20 protein-coding genes are annotated in these 19855 nt (G+C 27.1%); 10 read left to right on the forward strand and 10 right to left on the reverse strand.

The annotated features are described in order from the left end of the window. Both QZ429_RS05385 and dnaE read right to left on the reverse strand, forming a co-directional pair. Positions 1–625 (reverse strand): DUF2920 family protein (locus tag QZ429_RS05385; protein ID WP_291952613.1); only part of this gene is annotated, 625 nt, incomplete at its 3' end. Positions 626–634: 9 nt separating this feature from the next. Beyond that, a complete protein-coding gene (gene dnaE / locus QZ429_RS05390) occupies positions 635–4225 on the reverse strand; it encodes a DNA polymerase III subunit alpha (RefSeq protein ID WP_291952615.1) in 3591 nt (1196 codons plus the stop codon). 75 nt (positions 4226–4300) lie between these two features. Here dnaE and QZ429_RS05395 point away from each other — a divergent pair, with 75 nt between their 5' ends. Then, on the forward strand, positions 4301–4540 hold the full coding sequence (locus QZ429_RS05395; protein ID WP_291952616.1) for a SelT/SelW/SelH family (seleno)protein: 240 nt from the start codon (positions 4301–4303) through the stop codon (positions 4538–4540). A 26-nt stretch (positions 4541–4566) separates the two neighbouring features. Here QZ429_RS05395 and QZ429_RS05400 read toward each other — a convergent pair whose 3' ends face one another. From QZ429_RS05400 to QZ429_RS05425, 6 genes are read right to left on the reverse strand one after another with little or no spacing between them, the layout of a single operon-like run. Continuing rightward, positions 4567–5136, reverse strand: a complete 570-nt coding sequence (locus QZ429_RS05400) for a DJ-1 family glyoxalase III (protein WP_291952617.1) — start codon at positions 5134–5136, stop codon at positions 4567–4569. Positions 5137–5145: 9 nt separating this feature from the next. After that, entirely contained in the window at positions 5146–6018 is an 873-nt protein-coding gene (locus QZ429_RS05405; RefSeq protein ID WP_291952618.1) for an N-carbamoylputrescine amidohydrolase, read from the reverse strand. Then, a complete protein-coding gene (locus QZ429_RS05410; RefSeq protein WP_291952619.1) occupies positions 5987–6901 on the reverse strand; it encodes a cation diffusion facilitator family transporter in 915 nt (304 codons plus the stop codon). The genes QZ429_RS05405 and QZ429_RS05410 overlap by 32 nt, the downstream gene beginning before the upstream one ends. Beyond that, positions 6898–7875: an agmatine deiminase family protein gene (locus QZ429_RS05415; protein WP_291952622.1), complete on the reverse strand. Its 978-nt coding sequence runs from the start codon at positions 7873–7875 to the stop codon at positions 6898–6900. The genes QZ429_RS05410 and QZ429_RS05415 overlap by 4 nt, the downstream gene beginning before the upstream one ends. Positions 7876–7929: 54 nt before the next feature. Further along, positions 7930–8214, reverse strand: a complete 285-nt coding sequence (locus tag QZ429_RS05420; RefSeq protein WP_291952624.1) for a hypothetical protein — start codon at positions 8212–8214, stop codon at positions 7930–7932. Next, positions 8214–8813, reverse strand: coding sequence for an MBL fold metallo-hydrolase (locus QZ429_RS05425; protein WP_291952626.1), 600 nt, complete (start codon positions 8811–8813; stop codon positions 8214–8216). The genes QZ429_RS05420 and QZ429_RS05425 overlap by 1 nt, the downstream gene beginning before the upstream one ends. Before the next feature lie 60 nt (positions 8814–8873). Here QZ429_RS05425 and QZ429_RS05430 point away from each other — a divergent pair, with 60 nt between their 5' ends. From QZ429_RS05430 to QZ429_RS05450, 5 genes are read left to right on the forward strand one after another with little or no spacing between them, the layout of a single operon-like run. After that, the gene (locus QZ429_RS05430; RefSeq protein WP_291952628.1) at positions 8874–9614 is read left to right on the forward strand and encodes an NAD+ synthase; all 741 of its coding nucleotides are present in this window, start codon (positions 8874–8876) and stop codon (positions 9612–9614) included. Beyond that, positions 9601–10503, forward strand: a complete 903-nt coding sequence (locus QZ429_RS05435) for a tetraacyldisaccharide 4'-kinase (RefSeq protein ID WP_291952630.1) — start codon at positions 9601–9603, stop codon at positions 10501–10503. Before QZ429_RS05430 ends, QZ429_RS05435 begins: the two co-directional genes overlap by 14 nt. A 10-nt stretch (positions 10504–10513) precedes the next feature. Beyond that, entirely contained in the window at positions 10514–11920 is a 1407-nt protein-coding gene (thrC, locus tag QZ429_RS05440; protein WP_291952632.1) for a threonine synthase, read from the forward strand. Next, a complete protein-coding gene (gene kdsB / locus QZ429_RS05445; protein WP_291952634.1) occupies positions 11917–12642 on the forward strand; it encodes a 3-deoxy-manno-octulosonate cytidylyltransferase in 726 nt (241 codons plus the stop codon). Before thrC ends, kdsB begins: the two co-directional genes overlap by 4 nt. Beyond that, positions 12639–13403 (forward strand): transporter substrate-binding domain-containing protein, encoded by a 765-nt coding sequence (locus QZ429_RS05450; protein WP_291952636.1) that lies wholly within the window; start codon positions 12639–12641, stop codon positions 13401–13403. The genes kdsB and QZ429_RS05450 overlap by 4 nt, the downstream gene beginning before the upstream one ends. On the opposite strand, the gene QZ429_RS05455 is transcribed toward QZ429_RS05450, so the two are convergent. Further along, on the reverse strand, positions 13400–14179 hold the full coding sequence (locus tag QZ429_RS05455; RefSeq protein ID WP_366559241.1) for an amino acid ABC transporter permease: 780 nt from the start codon (positions 14177–14179) through the stop codon (positions 13400–13402). The two genes, QZ429_RS05450 and QZ429_RS05455, sit on opposite strands and share 4 nt — an antisense overlap. Before the next feature lie 127 nt (positions 14180–14306). On the opposite strand from QZ429_RS05455, the gene QZ429_RS05460 reads away from it, so the two are divergent. Next, entirely contained in the window at positions 14307–15995 is a 1689-nt protein-coding gene (locus QZ429_RS05460) for a protein-disulfide reductase DsbD (protein WP_291952638.1), read from the forward strand. A gap of 8 nt (positions 15996–16003) precedes the next feature. Here the strand turns inward: QZ429_RS05460 and QZ429_RS05465 are convergent, their stop codons facing one another. Then, a complete protein-coding gene (locus QZ429_RS05465; RefSeq protein ID WP_291952640.1) occupies positions 16004–17179 on the reverse strand; it encodes an FAD-dependent oxidoreductase in 1176 nt (391 codons plus the stop codon). A 95-nt stretch (positions 17180–17274) separates the two neighbouring features. Here QZ429_RS05465 and QZ429_RS05470 point away from each other — a divergent pair, with 95 nt between their 5' ends. The 3 genes from QZ429_RS05470 to QZ429_RS05480 form a co-directional block, all read left to right on the forward strand. Beyond that, positions 17275–18624 carry a sodium-dependent transporter gene (locus QZ429_RS05470; protein ID WP_291952642.1) on the forward strand — a complete coding sequence of 450 codons (1350 nt, stop codon included), beginning with the start codon at positions 17275–17277 and terminating at the stop codon, positions 18622–18624. 54 nt (positions 18625–18678) lie between these two features. Beyond that, on the forward strand, positions 18679–19419 hold the full coding sequence (gene cas9, locus QZ429_RS05475; protein ID WP_291952644.1) for a type II CRISPR RNA-guided endonuclease Cas9: 741 nt from the start codon (positions 18679–18681) through the stop codon (positions 19417–19419). A gap of 161 nt (positions 19420–19580) precedes the next feature. Continuing rightward, positions 19581–19855: hypothetical protein (locus QZ429_RS05480; RefSeq protein ID WP_291952645.1), on the forward strand; the 275-nt coding region annotated here is incomplete at its 3' end.

Consider the following 19855-nt stretch of genomic DNA (forward strand, 5'->3'; position numbering starts at 1 on the left):
CACACAAATTTGCTAAATATCCACCATGAGAAGCTCCAATTAAAATACTCTTAATCCCCCCCCCCGTTGTGCTAAGAGCTATATTTGCTTTAACATATAATAAAGCATTTATAATATCCATAGCCTGCATAATGCCAAAATTTTGATACTCATTCCTTGCTGGTTTAAAACCTAAACTTAAATACATTCTATATTGTTCATCAAAATATTGCTCTTTTTTTAATTTTTCTATCAATTTATTAATAATATCTACAACATTGTAAAAATCATCGTAGGTGTTGATATTTTCAATATCTACAGGAATGTTTAACCTTATAGCCTCTAAACTTGTTTTTAAAATCAATTTATCTATCTCATCTACATAAAATTCCGCACCAGTTTTTAAACGATTTCCTATACAATGATAATTCACACTTAAAACCGCAACATCAAAATTTCTAGCACAATACTCACTAAGATATAAATCATCATTAATATCATCACCCAAGCCATTTATAAGACAAATTATAGTTTTAATTTCTTTTTCATTATCATAAGTAAGTTTAAATTCAAGCTTACTTTCTCTTTTTATATTAAGCTCCATATCATCGCAAGAGTCTATAAAAAAATTTTTACTTTCAAACATCTTATTTCCTTATTTATATTTTTGTGAGATTACTTCTATATCTTCTTGTGAAATTACAAAACCTGTATGATAAAGCAAGCAACTCCCAGCATCAAGCACTTTTAAGACAAGTTTTTTGTTATTTGCATTTTTTGGATTGTGTTTTGAATTTGCTAAAGAATAAATTTCATATACCATATCTTTGCTAAGCTTATTAATATCAAGTTCTATAATATTTTCCTCAAAAGTCATAGGCTCTTGAGTGTATTCTTTGTCAGAATTTTTCTTAGCAAAATTTTTTCTTTTAGTAATTGATTTAACTTCATTTTGTTTAACTTCTTCTAAAGTATAAATTTCATTCAAATTAAAACTCAAATCACTTTCGTTATTTTTATATCTAAGTAAAAATGCAAAAACCTCATCTTGATTTTCCTTAAAAATCTTTTCTATTTTTTCAACTTGAGCTTCAAAAATGATAATTTCAAAAGAAGAATAAAGATCTAAAATCACAGCTTTTGCATATCTTTTTCCATTTTTACTCATTAAAGATTTAAAATCTTCAATTTTTCCTATGGATAAAATTTCACCCTCATTTTTTAATTCTTCAAAATCAACACTTTTATAATAATCAATCCCTTGCATTTGCAAAGCAAATTTATCTAAAGGATGACCAGATACATAAATTCCAAGCATTTCTTTTTCGTAATTAAGTTTTTCCATAAGCTCAAATTCATCTTTACTTTCACGAATTTCTACTTTAATATCTCCTGCGATTTCATCTTCTCCAAAAAGTGAAGCAGTAGAATTTCTTTTAACTTCTGCAATCTTTTTACTCATTTCGCTTATAAGCTCAAGATTATCAATCAAACATTTTCTAGTGTATTTAAATTCATCAAAAGCTCCAGCTTTGATTAAACTTTCAATAGTCTTTTTATTAATCTTACTAGGATCAATCAAACTCACAAAATGATTAAAATCACTAAATCCACCTTCACTACGCACAGCTATAATATTTTCAATCGCAGGAATTCCCACACTTTTAATAGCTCCAAGTCCATAAATAATAGCTTCACTTCCATCATCAAGTTTAATAGCACTAAATTCTCTTTGAGCTTTATTTATATTTGGTGGCAAAAGTTTAATATCCATTCTCTTCATTTCTTCAATATATTTTGCAACCTTATCTACATTACTTTCTTCACTTGTTAAAAGTGCAGCCATAAATTCACTAGGATAATAAGTCTTTAAATATGCTGTTTGAAAAGCAATAAGTGCATAAGCAGCAGAATGGGATTTATTAAAGCCATATTCAGCAAATTTTAAAATAAGCTCAAATAAATCATCAGCCTTTTTTTCATCATAACCTTGTCTTTTAGCACCTTCTAAATATTCTGCTTTAAGATTATCTAAAATTTCTTTTTTTTTCTTACCCATAGCACGACGCACATTATCAGCCCCACCTAAAGAAAAACCCCCTATCTTTTGCACTATTTGCATAACTTGCTCTTGATAAACTATAATTCCATAAGTATTTTCAAGTATAGGTTTTAAGTCATCAAATGCGTAAGTAGCAGCTTTTCTGCCGTGTTTAATTTCTATAAAATCATCAACCATTCCACTTCCTAAAGGACCTGGTCTAAAAAGTGCTAAAACTGCTATTAAATCCTCAAATCTTTCAGGCTTTAATCTAGCATTTAAACTTTGCATACCACTTGATTCTATTTGAAAAATTCCTAAAGTATTACCACTTTGTATTGTTTTATAAACTTTAGCATCATTTACATCAATTTTTTCCCAAATAACATCTTTGTTATATCTTCTTTTTATAAGTTTAATAGCATTATCAATCACCGTTAAAGTTTTAAGCCCTAAAAAGTCAAATTTAATTAAATCCACATCTTCAAGATATTCTTTAGAATACTGCGTTACTAAATGTCTTTCATCATTTTTACTTTGTCTAAAAAGCGGAGTTTTATTCCATAAAGGCTCATTAGATATTACCACACCAGCTGCGTGCATACCTGCATTTCTATTTAATCCCTCTAAAGCCTTTGCAAAATCCCATACTTGCTGTCCTTTTTGATGAGAATTAATAAATTCAGCTATTTTTGGTTCTTGCTCATAAGCTTTATCTAAAGTAATCTTTAATTCTTCAGGCACTAATTTAGCTAAGGCATCAGCATCAGAAATACTCATATCACAAACTCTTGCTACATCTCGAATCACACCTTTTGCTAAAAGCTTACCAAAAGTAATAACTTGAGCTACTTTTTCAGATCCATATTTATCAATAACATAATCAATAACCTCGCCACGTCTATCTTGACAAAAATCTATATCAATATCAGGCATTGAAACACGTTCAGGATTTAAAAATCTCTCAAAAAGAAGATTAAAAGGTATAGGGTCTAAATCTGTAATTTTTAAGCAATAAGAAACTAAACTCCCAGCTGCACTTCCCCTACCTGGTCCAACAGGTATATCTTTTTCTTTAGCAGCAATGATAAAATCATGGACTATAAGCATATAACCTGAAAATTTCATATTTTTAATAATATTTATTTCTAATTCAAGTCTAGCTTTATATTCTTTGTGTTTATTTTCATCGATAAATTGAAGTCTTTCTTCTAAACCCTTTTTACAAAGATACTCAAATACTATATCATCGTTTTCAAAACTAAATTCTTTGCCCTCTTCTATTAATTTTAAATTATATTTTTTAGCATATTCTCTTGTGAATTTAAAATTTGGCGGAGTTGGATCTCCTAGTTTTAATTCTAAATTACATTTATTAGCTACTTCTTGAGTATTTTCAATGGCTTCTGGGATATCTGCAAAAAGCTCACTCATTTGTTCAGGAGTTTTAACATAAAATTCATGAACTTCGTGTCTTAAACGCCCTGGATCATCAAGCTTAACACCCATAGCAATACACATAAATACTTCGTGTGCAGCAGCTCTTTCTTTAAAAGTATAGTGCGTATCATTTGTGGCTATAATTTTTATATCAAGTTCTTTAGAAAGCTTAAGAATAGACTCATCTATAAATTTTTGATCACCAATACCATGACGCATAATTTCAAGATAAAAATCATCTCCAAAAACTTTCTTATACCACATAGCAGCTTCTTTAGCGCCTTCATAACCTTTAGCACCAAATTTGATATTTCTTTCATTGTTAGTATTTAAATGCCAATTAATCTCTCCTTGCAAACAAGCTGAAGAACAAATCAATCCCTCTTTATGCTTCTCTAATATTTTTTTATTAATTCTTGGGTAATAATATAAACCATGTATATAACTTTGAGAGCTCAAAAACATTAAATTTTTATAACCAATTTCATTTTTAGCATATAAACATAAGTGAAAACGCTGTCTTGAACTTTTATCACTTAAATCATCGTGATTATGCAAATAAGCTTCAAGTCCTATAATAGGCTTAATACCTTCAGCTTTCATAGTTTTATAAAAATCAATAGCACCAAACATATTTCCATGATCAGTCATAGCAACACTTGTAGCTCCTTGACTCTTTAAAGTTTTAGCAAGCTCTTTGAGTTTATTTGCTCCATCAAGCAAAGAATATTCAGTATGCAAATGCAAATGCGTAAATTGACTCATACTACTACCTTATATTTTTTTTATAATTATAAAAAAAAATGTATAATATAACACTTTGTCAAAAAAGGAAATATTATGGAAGTAAAAATTTATTTTTGCAATGTTTGAAATTACAAACCACAAGCTGCAAGGGTTGCAGAAGAAATACAAAATGAATTTAAAAATGCACAAATTTCAAAAATAAAAAGCGATGGAGGGCATTTTATTGTCGAAATAGATGGCAAAATAATTTACTCAAAAAAAGATCTATTTAATTGCGAAATTGATAGGTTTCCTTATGAGGGAGAAATTGTTAAACTTATAAAAAAAATGTAAATTCATAACCCTCATTTTTTGAGGGTTTATTTTGTCAAAGCTACAAGCATTCCTTCATAGAGTTTTTCATAAATTTCAATCGAACAAAGATGTTTAACAAGCTCTAATCCAAACAATATAGCTGTAGCTGGTCCTGCTGAAGTGATAACGTTTTCATTTACTACAACAGCTTTTGAAATTCTAGTCCCATCAATACCGATTTCACATCCAGGATAGCAAGAAAATTCCCCCTTAATTACTCCTGCTTTTGCTAAGACTATTGGTGAAGCACAAATTGCTGCTACTATTTTTTTATTTGCATAAAGCTCTTTTATGATTTTAATAATTTCATCATTATTTTTAAGATTCATCATACCTTCAAGACCACCAGCCATAGCAATAGCATCTAAAGATATATTTTTAACTTCTGCTAATCTTGTTTCAGCTTGAATGCAAATTCCATTTGCACCCTTAACCAAAAGCTCATCATCTAAGGAAGCTATAATGATTTCTAAATTTCCGCTTAATTGCCCTGCTCTTTTTAAAACATCTACAATACCTATAAATTCAGCCTCTTCAAATCCTTTAGCTAAAGGCACTAATACTTTTTTACTCATTTTAATCCTTTAATCAACAAATCTTTTATTTAAATCATTAAAATAATCTATACGCCTATCACGCAAAAATGGCCACCATCTGCGGACATTCTCACATCTTTTCATATCTATTTCTACTACTTGACAAATTTCATCACTTGAATTTGCCATAAAAAGCTCTTCTCCTTGAGCACCAAAAACAAAAGAATTTCCCCAAAATCTTATACCTTCTTCTACCCCACTTTCATCTTTTTCAAACCCGACTCTATTAACCGCTACCACTGGCAAGCCATTTGCTATAGCATGGCCTCTTTGCACTCCTATCCAAGCGTTTAATTGTCTTTGTTTTTCATCTTCGCTATCTTTATCAAACCACCCAATAGCTGTTGGATAAATTAAAATTTGAGCTCCTTTTAAAGCCATTATCCTAGCAGCTTCTGGATACCATTGATCCCAACAAATTAAAACCCCAAGTCTTCCAACACTAGTATTTATAGGCTCAAAACCTAAATCTCCAGGTGTAAAATAAAATTTCTCATAAAAACAAGGGTCATCAGGTATATGCATTTTACGATATTTACCAGCGATAGTGCCATCTTTTTCAAAAACCACACTAGTATTATGATAAAGTCCAGCACTTCTTTTTTCAAATAAAGAGCTAACTAAAACTATATTATTTTTTTTAGCAATATTTGACCAAAATTTTACATCTTTTTCATAATCATTTGCCAAATCAAAAAAATCAACATTTTCACTTTGACAAAAATATTGTGTTTGATGAAGCTCTTGCAAGCAAACTAATTTAGCATCTTGCATAACTGCTTGCTCTATAAGCTCACAAGTTTTTTCTATAGTATTTTTTTTGTTTTGATTAAATTTGTGCTGTATCAAAGCTATTTTCATTTTTTATCCTTTCCTTGTCTGAATCATCATAAGGATCAAGATGAATTTGAATATCCCATTTATTATTTTTGTAATTTTGTCTAATTTTATCTTCTATATCATCTGCAATCTTATGTGCATCAAGTAAAGAAATTATAGGACAAAACACTAAATGCACACTAAGATAATTTTTATCAGGACTTTGACGCGTTTTTAATTGATGAAAACTCACAACTTCAGGATGTTTTTGTATGCAAGTTTGTATCCAAGCTACAATCTCATCTGATAAAGCTTTATCCATTAAAAATTCTAAGCTTTTTTTAATAATCTTAAGTGCTGAAAAAGCTATATAAAAACTCACCAATATCCCAAAAATAGCATCAATTATATAAAATTCCGTAAAATAAATAATTATCAAAGCCAAAAGTGTGAGAAAATTTGTTAAAACATCACTTTTATAGTGCAAACAATCAGATTCTACAATCAAACTTTGTGTTTTTTTAGCTACATAAGAGAGAAATAAAACTAAGATAAAAGTTACAACTAAAGCAAAAATCATAACAAAAATACCCAAATTTAAATCTGTTATATCTTCTTGATTATAAATTTTTTTTATACTTTTATACAAAATATAAATGCCTATTGTCAAAATTGTGGCACCTTCAAACAAACCCATTAAAGCTTCTATTTTTGAAAATCCAAAATTATATTTTTTATTTGATTTTTGCGAGGCTTTTTTTAAAGCTAAAAAATTTAAAATAGAAATAGTAAAATCCACTAAAGAATCAATAGCACTTGCAAGTATAGCAATGGATCCTGAACTAAATCCTACTATAAATTTAATAATTGCTAAAAATATAGCACAAATACTAGCAATTATTGTGGCCTTTTTTTGTAAATTCATCTTTGGCCTTGAAAACGATTTTGACACGAGCAATGCAAAGATCCATTTTGTCTTAAAAATACCCTTGCATCTACCCCAATCACCTCACGATCTTTACATATTTTTTGTAATTTATCTATAACGATCTTATCATTTTCATCATTATAAGTTGGAACAATCAAAGCACCATTAATAAACACAAAATTTACATAAGTAGCACCTAATCTTTTACCCTCATAGTAAATAGGCTTAGGAATTGGCAAACCAACAAGCTCATATCCACTTTGTTTAAGCTCCTTTTCCATAGCTTTTAATGATTCATAATGCTCATCTTTTTCATCTTCACAAACACAATATGCAATTGTTTTTTCATTTATAAATCTAGCTAAGGTATCTATATGAGAGTCTGTATCATCACCTCTTATATAGCCATAATCTAACCATATAATTTTTTCTAAACCAAAAATATCTTTTAATTGCTTTTCAATTTCATCTTTTTTTAAATTAGAATTTCGATTCTCATTTAGCAAACAAGCACTAGTTGTAAGCATTACTCCTTGACCATTAAAATCAATACTTCCACCCTCTAAAATAAAATCCACTTTTTCTAATTTTCCTTGCAATTTACTCTTAAAAAGCTTAGAATTTACAGCATTATCTAAGGAGCTTTGAAACTTATCCCCCCAAGCATTGAAAGTAAAATCAAGTGCCAATAATTTCTCATCTTCATAAACATCAATAGCACCAAAATCTCTAATCCAAGTATCATTAGTTTGACATTGAAAAAAATCTACATTATTGATATTTTGAAATCTTTTAAAATCATCTTCATTTGGTGCTATAAGTAATATTTTTTGAAATCTAGCTACTACTTTGATAAACTCTTCGTAAGCTTTTAAAATATCTTCTAAATAAAACTTCCAATCACTATTTTTATGAGGCAAGGAAATTAAAAGCAAATCTTGCTCACACCATTCAGCTATACTTTTTCTCATTTTAATACCTTTTTTGATAATTAAAAAAGTATTTTAGCATTTTAATTAATACATTCACTCTTTTTTCAAAACCCAAGCAAAATACCAAATTCCAAATGAGATGATTAAAATAGCAAGTAATCTTATATCATATACATTAAAACCTATATAAAGAACAGAATACATAAAACCAAAACTTCCAGTATAAATGCAAATTTTGCTCATCAATCCATTTTCTACAGCTTTAAAGCAAGGACATTTATGAAAAAATTTATTTTTTTGTTTTTCTTTAGGTTTAAAAAAACTTAAAATAGCACTCAAAATAAGCACAAAACTTAAAATATATAAAACATTTTCCATTAATTAAAATACCTAAGCCAAGCTGGTATAGCTTGTTGTTCTTCTTTTAAAGTTGTTTTCTCACCATGACCTGGTAAAAGTTCAAAATCTTTTTCATAAGTTAAAACTTTCAATAAACTCTCCTTCATTAAATTTGCATTAGAATACGGAAAATCCCATCTACCAATACTTCTACAAAATAAAAAATCTCCACTAAACATCACATCTTTGCCTACTAATTCTATCATAGTGCAACCTGGAGTATGTCCTGGAAAAAAATGAAATTTAAAAGTAAAATCATCAATTTTAACTTCATTCTCATCATCAATTAAAACATCTGCCTTGCTATGTTCAAAACCATAATTAAAAGGATCTTTTAACATAAATTCATCGTTTTTGTGAATATATATTGGAATTTGATACATTTTTTTTACCTTAGCATTGTCAAAAATATGATCATAATGACCATGAGTATTTAAAATAGCAATAGGTTTGCTAACATTTTCTTTTATAAAATCTAAGGCATTTTGACCTGGATCTATAATGATTTGTTTATTTTCATAATCAACAATATAACAATTTGTTTCATAAGGCCCGCAAGGACATTTTAAAATACGCATATAAACTTCCTTTTAAGTAAATCAAAATATAATTAAAAAATTTAATTATTAAGATTTTTTATGAATTATACAAAATTACAAGAATTATTAATAAATTTTATAAGAAAAAATGCAAAAGATAAAGGTCTTATCCTAGGATTAAGTGGTGGCATAGATTCAGCATTAGTAGCTTGTCTTTGCAAACAAGCAGTAGGAAACAAACTATATGCTTTATTAATGCCGACAAAACACTCTAAAAAAGAGAATCTAAACGATGCAATTATGCTTTGTGATACCCTAAATATAAAATATAAAATTATTTACATAGATGCGATTTTGCAAAATTTTGAACCACTATGTGAAAATCTTAACAAACTTCGCAAAGGAAATCTCATAGCAAGAATTCGTATGTCCTTGCTATATGATTACTCAGCGTTAAAAAATGCCCTTGTTGTAGGAACTTCTAATAAAAGCGAACTTATGCTTGGCTATGGGACAATATATGGCGATTTAGCTTGTGCTTTTAATCCGCTTGCCACACTTTATAAAAGTGAAATTTTTGAATTTGCCAAATTTTTAAATTTACACGAAAATTTTATAAAAAAAGCTCCTAGTGCAGATCTTTGGCCTAATCAAAGCGATGAAAATGATTTAGGCTATACCTATAAAGAGCTTGATAGCATTTTAAAAGCCATAGAAAATAATGAAAATTTAGATCATTTTGATGAAAAATTAAAAAGAGATATTTTAAAACGCATTCAAAATAATGCCTTTAAAAGAAGGCTTCCTGCTACTTTAAAGAGTTTTAATGACTTGGATTGACAAATATTTTTATAAGCCTAAATTTTATCAAAAATTATTAGCTATACTACTTTTACCTTTTAGTTTTTTATATGCATTTATAGCTATTTTAAACACTAAAATTAAAAAAGAAATTCATTTTAATATCCCTATTATTAGCGTAGGAAATTTGACTATAGGTGGCAATGGCAAAACTCCAGTTTGCAAGGCGATAGCTACTGAATTTGAAAAAAGTTTTATTATACTTAGAGGTTACAAAAGAAAAAGCAAAGGTTTAGTTGTAGTAAAACATAATCACAAAATATTATGTGATATCGACAAAAGCGGTGATGAAGCTATGGAATATGCCTTAAATCATAAGTGTTATGGAGTTATAGTTAGTGAAGATAGGATTGCTGGTATCAAAAAAGCTATAGAACTTGGTGCAAAACTTATAATTTTAGATGATGCTTTTTCTAAATTTTATATCAAAAAATTTGATATTTTACTTCAAAGCAAAGATAAGCCTTTTTTTAATTTTACTCTACCAAGTGGAGCTTATCGCTTGCCTAAATTTTACGAAAAACAAGCTGATTATATAGCATATGAAGGAAAAGATTTTAAACGATATTCTTATGTTAAAGAAAATCAAAAAGCTATTTTAATAACTTCCATAGCTAAACCATTTAGACTTTATGAGCATTTTATAAAAGCTAGGGCTTGTTATTTTTTTTCTGATCATTACGCTTTTAAAAAACAAGAATTAGAAAAACTTTTAAAAAAACACAATTGTGATACTTTAATGCTTACTTTTAAAGATTATGTAAAAGTGAAAGATTTTGGTTTTAAAATAGAATTAATCAAATTAGAAATTATCTTAGATGAAAATTTTAAAAAAATCTTAAAAAATTACATACAAAATTTCAATTAGAAGGAAAAAAATGTTGCTATGCTCTACACAAAATATCAATGAAACTTCAAATTTTTCAAATGCCTTATTAAATCCAAGTGCTACAAACAATGCCTTATATGCTCCTTTAAATTTACCAAAATTAAATTCTGAAAAATTAAAAAATTTAAACTATACAGAATTTGCTCTAAAGATTATAGAAGCTTTTGATTTTGATTTAGATTTAAAAATATTTAAAAAAGCTTTAAAAACTTATGAAAATTTTGATGATAAAAATTGCCCGATTGATATTAAAAAAATTAATGAAAATTTATATATAAATGAGTTGTATCACGGACCAACTAGAGCTTTTAAAGATATGGCTTTGCAACCTTTTGGAGTGCTTTTAGAGTATCTAAAAAAAGATGATTCTTATTTGATTATGTGTGCTACAAGTGGAGATACAGGACCTGCGACACTAAAAAGTTTTGAAAACAAAAAAAATATCAAAGTAATTTGCATTTACCCAGAAAATGGAACAAGCAAAACTCAAGCTTTGCAAATGATTCACACAAAGGCTAATAATTTAAAATCTATAGCCATTAAAGGCAATTTTGATGACGCACAAAATGCTTTAAAAGCTCTTTTGCAAGATGATGATTTTAAAAATACACTAAAAGAAGAAAAATTTAATCTTAGTGCTGCAAATTCGGTAAATTTTGGAAGAATACTTTTTCAAATTATTTATCATTATTATGCAAGTGTAAAAATAAATAAAAAGATTGATATTATTATTCCAAGTGGAAATTTTGGTGATGCACTAGGGGCTTATTATGCAAAAAAAATGGGTGCAAATATTGGAAAAATAAAAATTGCTTCAAATTCTAATAATATTTTAAGCGAATTTTTTAATACAGGAAAATATGATTTAAGAAATAAGACTTTGCAAAAAACTATTTCTCCAGCTATGGATATTTTAATATCCTCTAATATAGAAAGATTACTTTTTGATAAATTTAAAGACAAAAGAACAAAAGATTTAATGCAAATGTTAAAAAATCAAAAATTTTACGAACTTACTCAAGAAGAATTAAAACTCTTAAAAGAAGATTTTGAAGCTGATTTTTGCACTGATGATGAATGTATGCAGTATATAAAAAAATACCAAGATTATCTTTTAGATCCTCACACTTGCACTTGTTTTAAAATGCTAAATTTAAATACACCTACCCTCATAACCTCTACAGCCCAATGGAGTAAATTTACACCAAGTATGTATAAGGCTTTATTTGATAAAGAATGTATTAATGAAAAAGAAGCTATGAAAGAAATTGCAAATAAATTTCATCAAAATATACATAAAAATATTATTTCTTTATTTGAAAAAGAGGAATTTAAGATAAATCCTTGCAAAATTAGTGATTTAAAACAAATTATTATAGATTGGATAAAACAATGATTATCATACCAGCAAGATTAAAATCAAGTCGTTTTGAAAATAAAATATTGTGTGATATAGATGGCTTGCCTATGTTTATTTATACAGCTAAAAAAATGCAAAAAATTGATGAAGTTTATGTTGCAGTTGATAATGAAAATGTATTAAATATAGCACAAAAATATAATGTAAATGCTATATTAACAAGCACTACACACGAAAGTGGAACCGATAGAATAAATGAAACTTGTAAAATTTTAAATATCAATGATGAAGAAATTATCATAAATGTCCAAGCTGATGAGCCTTTTATAGAATTAGATAGTATTAAAAAATTTAAAGAATTTAGCAAATATGCTTTTGAAAATAATCAAAGCTTTATGACAAGTTGCTATAAAGAAATAGATGAATTTGCTAGCCAAGATCCAAATTTAGTTAAAGTGGTAATAGATACAAATGATTTTGCTTTATATTTTTCAAGATCAAAAATTCCTTATGAAAGAGCTACATACAAAGAAAAATTTAAAGCACACCTAGGAATTTATGCTTATAAAGTTAAAAATTTGAAAGAATTTTGTGCTTTTAAAAATTCAACCTTAGAAGAATGTGAAAAATTAGAACAATTAAGAGCACTAGAAAATGGTAAAAAAATAAAAATGTTAAAAATTACTAGTGAAAGTATAGGTATAGACACCAAAGAAGATTATGAAAAAGCTATAAAAATGCTAAAGGAACAAAAGTGAAAAAGATAATACTACTATGCTTATTGTTTTTTAATTTAAATGCAAAAGAATTAATAGTCGGTATGGAGCTTGCATATCCTCCCTTTGAAATGAGTGATGCTAAGGGAAATCCAAATGGTATTAGTGTGGATTTTTTAAAAGAATTTGCTAAAGAAAATAATTATACTTTACAAATTCAAAATATAGCTTGGGATGGATTAATACCTGCTCTTAGAAGCAAAAAAATTGATTTAATTATGTCATCAATGAGCGTGAGCGAACAAAGAAAAAAAGTGCTTGACTTTACTATCCCTTATGCTAAAGCAAATTTAGCCATCTTAAGTGCAAAAAAATCAAATATTAATTCTATCGATGATTTAAATCAAAAAGGAAAAATCATAGCCTTAAAACGAGGCACTAGCGCACATATTTATGCTCAAAACAATCTAACAAATGCAGAAATTTTAGTTTTTGATAAAGAAAATGCGGCTATATTAGAAGTTGTTCAAGGAAAAGCTGATGGATTTATCTATGATCAAATGAGTATTTACAAAGCTTGGCAAAAAAATTCAGAACAAACTAAGGCGATTTTTACTCCTTTTGAAAAATATCCAGAACAATGGGCAATAGCTTTAAATAAAAATAATGAAACTTTAAAAATGGAATTAAATCATTTCATACAAAAATCAAAAGAAAATGGCTTTTTTGATACTTTAGCTCAAAAATATTTAAAAGATATCCAAGAAATTTTTAAAAAACAAAAACTTGAATTTTTCTTTTAAGAAAGCTTTTTTTCAAGTGTTCTTGAAAAAATTGAAATAGGTAAAGTCAAAATCAAATAACACAATGCCAAAGGAATATAAATTTCTAAAGTAGAAAATGTAAAAGCATTAATTTCTTGGGCATTTTGTGTCAATTCTGAAATAGCTATAACACTCAAAAGTGAGCTATCTTTGATAAGATTGCTTAATTGACCACTTAATGGAGCTAAAATATTTTTTAAAGCTTGAGGAAAAATTACACTTTTATAAATTTCAAATTCACGCAAACCTAAAGCCTTAGCACTTTCATATTGAATTTTATGAACACTTAAAATCCCTGCTCTAAAAATTTCACAAATATAAGCACTAGAAAAAAAAGCTAAAATTAAAACTCCACATACATAGCGATTATTAAGCCCTAAGCTGTCTGCAAAAATATAATAAATTAATAAAATTTGCACAAGTAAAGGAGTGCCTCGAATAAGCTCTATATAAACCCTTGAAAACATATTAAAAATGATAATTTTGCATAAACTCATATAGCATAAAATCAAAGCAAATAATACACCGACAATTAAAGACAAAATACTAATTACTAAAGTAGTAAAAAAACCTGATATTATTTTGTATTTGTATTCTAATAAACTAGTAAAATCAAAATTATAAGTAGCACTTAAAAAAATAAGATAAAAAAATACAAACAAAACAATAATCAAAACAAAAGCATTAATAATAAAATTTACAAAATTTAAGCTCTTAGCTTCATTAAATTTATGATTTAAGATAAAAAAACTCATTTTTCCCTTATTTTAGATAAAAATATTATAAAAATTTAAAGACTTCTTTTCTTAAGACAAATTTTAACTTAAATTTACTACAAATAAGTAAAATAAAATCTTTAATCATATAATATCAAGGAAAAATATGCGTTTTTTATTAATTTTTTTTTGCTACATCAATATACTTTTTTCTAATGAGATTTTAAAACTTGATGAAGCATTCAAACTAAACACGCACTCTTTTGATCAAGGAATTTTTTTAAAAATTAATCTAGCAAATAAAATCTACCTTTACAAAGATCAAACTAAAGTCTTAATCAATGAAAATGATATAACTTCTTTATTAAATTTTCCACAAACTTCAATACGCGAAAATAAAGAAGTAATCTTTCATCAGCTTGAAATTTTCATACCTAAGCTTTTATTAGATGATTTCATAAAAACAAATAAAGCAAAGCTTAATTTAACCTATCAAGGTTGCTCTGAAAATGGTTTATGCTATCGTCCAGTGAGTGTTGATTATGAACTTAGTAAAGAAAATAATATGTATCATATAAATTTAATTAAAAATCATTTTCAAAACACAAGTGAAGATGAGCAAATTGCCAATAACTTAAGCAAAGAAAATTTATTTATCACTTTGCTAACTTTTTTTGGTTATGGATTATTACTCTCTTTAACTCCTTGCATTTTACCTATGATACCTATACTTTCATCTTTAATAACTATGAAATTAGAAAATAATTCTTCTAAAAAATATAGCTTTTATCTTTCTTTTATCTATGTATTTTTTATGTCCTTAGCCTATGCTATAGCTGGAGCTTTAGTGGGATTTGCAGGGGCAAATATACAAGGTTTATTACAACAAGTTTGGATTATTATTGCTTTTGCTGGTATTTTTATCATACTTGCATTTTCTATGTTTGGATTTTATGAATTACAACTTCCTCTTAAATTTCAAAATTACATTAATAAAAAAATAGGAAATAAAAATGGAGTCGCAGGCATAGCAATTATGGGATTTTTATCTGCATTAATTGTAGGTCCTTGCGTAGCAGCACCCTTAGCTGGTGCGTTATTGTATATTACTAAAAGTGGTGATGTATTCTTAGGTGGAATTTCTTTATTTGTAATGAGTTTTGGTATGGGTATGCCTTTGCTATTATTAGGTATTGGAGGGGGTTTTATAAAAAGTGGTGTTTGGATGCTAAAAGTAAAAATGTTTTTTGGTTTTTTAATGCTAGCTATGGCTATTTGGATAATGGAAAGAATTTTAAATGCAGATATCATTTTAATGCTTTATGGGATATTAGGAGTATTTTTTGTAAGTTTTATGGGGCTTTTTGATGAAATTAAAAATAATTTTGATAAATTTAAAAAAGCATCTTTAATTTTAATTTTAGTTTATAGTTTAAGCATTTTAATCGGTGGATTTATGGGGTCAAAAAACTTACTCAAACCCTTAAATTTTTCTACAAATATAGAGCAAAATCCACATAATTTAACTTTTAAAAAGATTAAAAATTTAAAAGAATTAAACGAAGAATTGCAAAAATCAAGCAAACCAGTTATGCTTGATTTTACAGCAACTTGGTGTGAAAACTGCAAACTTTTAGAAAAATACACTTTTAAAGATATAAAAATACAAAAATTACTAAACAACTATACACTTTTGCAAATTGATATCACAAACAACACTCAAGAAGATTTAGCATTGATGAAACAATTTAATGTTTTTGGCCCGCCTGTTATGATATTTTTTCACAATACAAAAGAAAAAGGTCGCATAATCGGCTATGTTAATGCACAAGAATTTATAAAAAAATTGCCTTAAAAATGTGCTTATTTGAAAAAACCTTTAATCCCTTCAAGCTGGTATTGCCATAATTTTTCTATAAAAATTTTAAGTTTTATGGCTATTTTTCCGCTTAAAGGCTTATGCAATATAGTGCCTACTGCATAATCTTTTCCTATAGAACAAAGAGTATTTCCGCTTATAAATTCAAATTTTTGATTATTTTCTTTATTATCAATTAAATTCATTAAAACTTTAGCTACATAAGCACCCTGCCTTAAAGCCAATTGTGCAGTTGGCGGATAAGGGGCATTAGTTTTTGCATTTTTTAATATGCTATTATCGCCTATAAAAAAATATCTATTGGCATTTTCCATATTTATAGGATGCATAAATTCATCTATTTCAATACGCGATCTTACGCTTGGAAAATCACTACTATTTTCTATGACACTATTTCCTCTTACTCCAGCTGTCCAGATTATAGTATTTGCTTTTATAAAATTTTCATCAGCCAATCTTATACCATTTTTTTCACATTCTATAATTTTAGATTTTTCATATACTTTCACACCTAATTTTTTCAATCTCAAACTAGCCTTATTTGCTAATTTTTCATCAAACATTGGCAAGATATGATCCATAGCCTCTACTATAAAAAGCTCCAGATCTTCATAAGCAATATTTTCTTTTTTACAAGTTTTTTTTAGTTGCAAAGCTAAAGAAGCTATAAACTCAACCCCACTTAAACCACCCCCACAAACTACTATTTTTAAATCATCTTTATTTTGCGTATATTTATAATTTTTAATTTTTTTATAAATTTCTTCATTAATTTTCAAAGCATTTTCGTAATTATCTATACTTAAAGCATATTCTTGCATACCCTTAATCCCAAAAGTTTCTTTTGCAAATCCTAAACCACAAACTAAAATATCAAAATCATATTCAGCATTTTTAGTAATAACCTTATCTCTTTTTATTTTTACAACTTCATCTTGGATCAATTTAATATTAGAATTTAATAAAGGCAAAAGATCAAATTTAGAACTTAAAATATCTTCATTAGAAGCGACTTTGTGTAGCAAAATCGTATGATAATGATAAGAATTATTATTGATTAAGCTAACTTGAGCTTTAGTAAAAAAATCTTCATTTAAGGCTTTTATAGCAGATAAACTACCATATCCAGCACCTAAAAATAAAATTTTCTTCTTTTGCATTGAAAATCCTTTATTTTTTATGAAAAATAATTAATTTTTTGGCATAATGTTATAACTTTTTATCTTAAATACTTTTTACTTACCGAGGAAATACTATGCAAAGACAAATATGGAGCAATACTTTTACATATATACTAACAGTGGCAGGAGCTACAATTGGTTTTGGTGCTACGTGGCGTTTTCCTTATCTAGTTGGAGAAAATGGTGGTGGAGCTTATGTTCTTACCTTTTGTATAGCTATGATATGTATAGGTATTCCTGTTATTTTAGTTGAAAATGTCATCGGAAGAAAAAAAATGCTAAATTCAGTAGATGCATTTAGTGGTAATAATATTAATCAAGCTTGGAAAGGCGTTGGTTATATGGGATTATTAGGTAGTTTTGGAATTATGGCTTATTATATGGTTATAGGTGGATGGGTTTTAACTTATATTTTTAAAATCGCTACTAAAGAATTTGATCTTTCAAATCCCATAAATGCTCAATACACCAACGATTTTTACAATCTAACAATAGAAAATAATCCTTTATTAATAGGTATTTTTACAACAATTTTTGTAATATTAAATTGGTTCATACTAAAAAAAGGCATAATAAATGGCATAGAAAAATCCGTTAAATATCTTATGCCATTTTTATTTATCTGTCTTTTGATTGTAGTGATAAGAAATTTAACCTTAGAAGGTGCCAGCGAAGGTGTAAAATTTTATCTAACTCCTGATATATCTAAAATTACACCTAAGTTATTCATAGATGTTTTAGGGCAAGTATTTTTTGCACTTTCTTTAGGTTTTGGAGTGATGATCACTTTATCTTCACATTTAAACAAAAATGAAAATTTAATCAAAACTTCAATTTATACAGGTATTTTAAATACTCTCATAGCAGTTTTAGCCGGATTTATGATTTTCCCTGCTTTATTTAGTGCTGGCTTAACTCCAGATAGTGGCCCTTCTTTAGTTTTTAAAACTTTACCTGTAGCATTTTCTCATATACCTTTTGGTGGAATAATATGTATATTTTTCTTTTTATTGTTAATAATTGCCGCACTCACTACGAGTTTGCCAATTTATCAAGTTATCATCAATGTTTTAGAAGAAAAATTTAAACTTACAAAAAATACTGCTATAAATCTCACTCTAGGAAGTATTTTTTTACTTGGAAATTTACCATGTATCCTTACTTATGGACCATTAAAAGACATAACTATCATCAAAAATAAAAATATTTTTGATACTTTTGACTTTGTAAGTGGTAATATACTTTTTGTTTTAACAGCGTTTTTGTGTTGCATTTATGTTGGCTGGATTATGAAAGATGAGGCAATCAAAGAATTATCAAACAATGGAAAAATAAAATCAATTTGGATAAAAATATGGTTTTACTATGTTAAATTTATCATTCCTGTTATTATTTTGACGATTTTTTATTTTGGTATTTTTTAATTACTCATAGATTCTAGTTTTTATAGAAAAATCATCAGATATTGATTGCTCAAGATGAGTAAAATAAATAAATTAAATTTCTTAAGAGGTAATAATATAAAAATATTAGGTTTTGATATAGGTATTAAATCTATAGGCTGGGCTTTTGTTGAAAACAATGAATTAAAAGATTGTGGTGTGAGGATATTTACTACAGCTGAAAATCCAAAGACAAAAGAGTCTTTAGCTTTGCCAAGGAGAGAAGCAAGAAGCTCTAGGAGACGTCTTAAGAGAAGAAAATCAAGATTAATTGCTCTAAAACATATCATTGCTAAAGAATTGAAATTAAATTATAAAGATTATATGGCAAATGATGGAGAGTTACCAAAGGCTTATGAAGGAAAATTAACTAGTCCTTATGAGTTAAGATTTAAAGCCTTAAATGAAAAATTAACTCCACAAGATTTAGCAAGAGTGGTTTTACACATAGCAAAACATCGTGGTTATATGAATAAAAATGAAAAAAAATCAAGTGATAATGAAAAAGGTAAAATTTTAAGTGCATTAAAAATAAATACTTTAAAATTAGAAAAATACCAAAGTGTTGGGGAATACTTTTATAAAGAATTTTTTCATAAATACAAAGAAGGCACAAAAAATTTTACAAATATACGTAATAAAGTTAAAATCAATGAAAAAGGTCAGAAAAAAGTTAATTATGAAAATTGTATTTTAGCAAGTGATTTAGAAAAAGAATTAAAATTAATCTTAGAAAAACAAAAAAATTTGGACATAGCTATGATGATGATTTTATAAGAGAAATTATAGATCTTGCATTTTTTCAAAGACCACTTAAAAATTTTTCGCATTTAGTTGGAACTTGCACTTTTTTTGAAAATGAAAAACGAGCTTGTAAAAATTCTTATAGTGCTTGGGAATTTATAGCTTTAAGTAAAATTATTAATGAACTAAAAAGCTTGGAAAAAGAAAGCGGAGAGGTTTTTTTAGCTAAAATAATAAATGAAATTTTAAATCATATCTTAGATAAAGGAAGCATTACTTATAAAAAACTTAGAGCTTATATTAATTTAGATGAAAAAATGCTTTTTAAAAATCTAAAATATGATAAAAATGATGCTGAAAATACGAAGTTGGTTGAATTTAAAAAACTAATTGAATTTAAAAAAGCCTTAGGAGAGCATTCTTTAAATAAAAAAGAATTAGATGAAATATCTACTCATATTACTTTGAT

The sequence above is a fragment of the Campylobacter sp. genome, from assembly GCF_020024835.1.
Classification (GTDB): Bacteria; Campylobacterota; Campylobacteria; order Campylobacterales; family Campylobacteraceae; genus Campylobacter_D.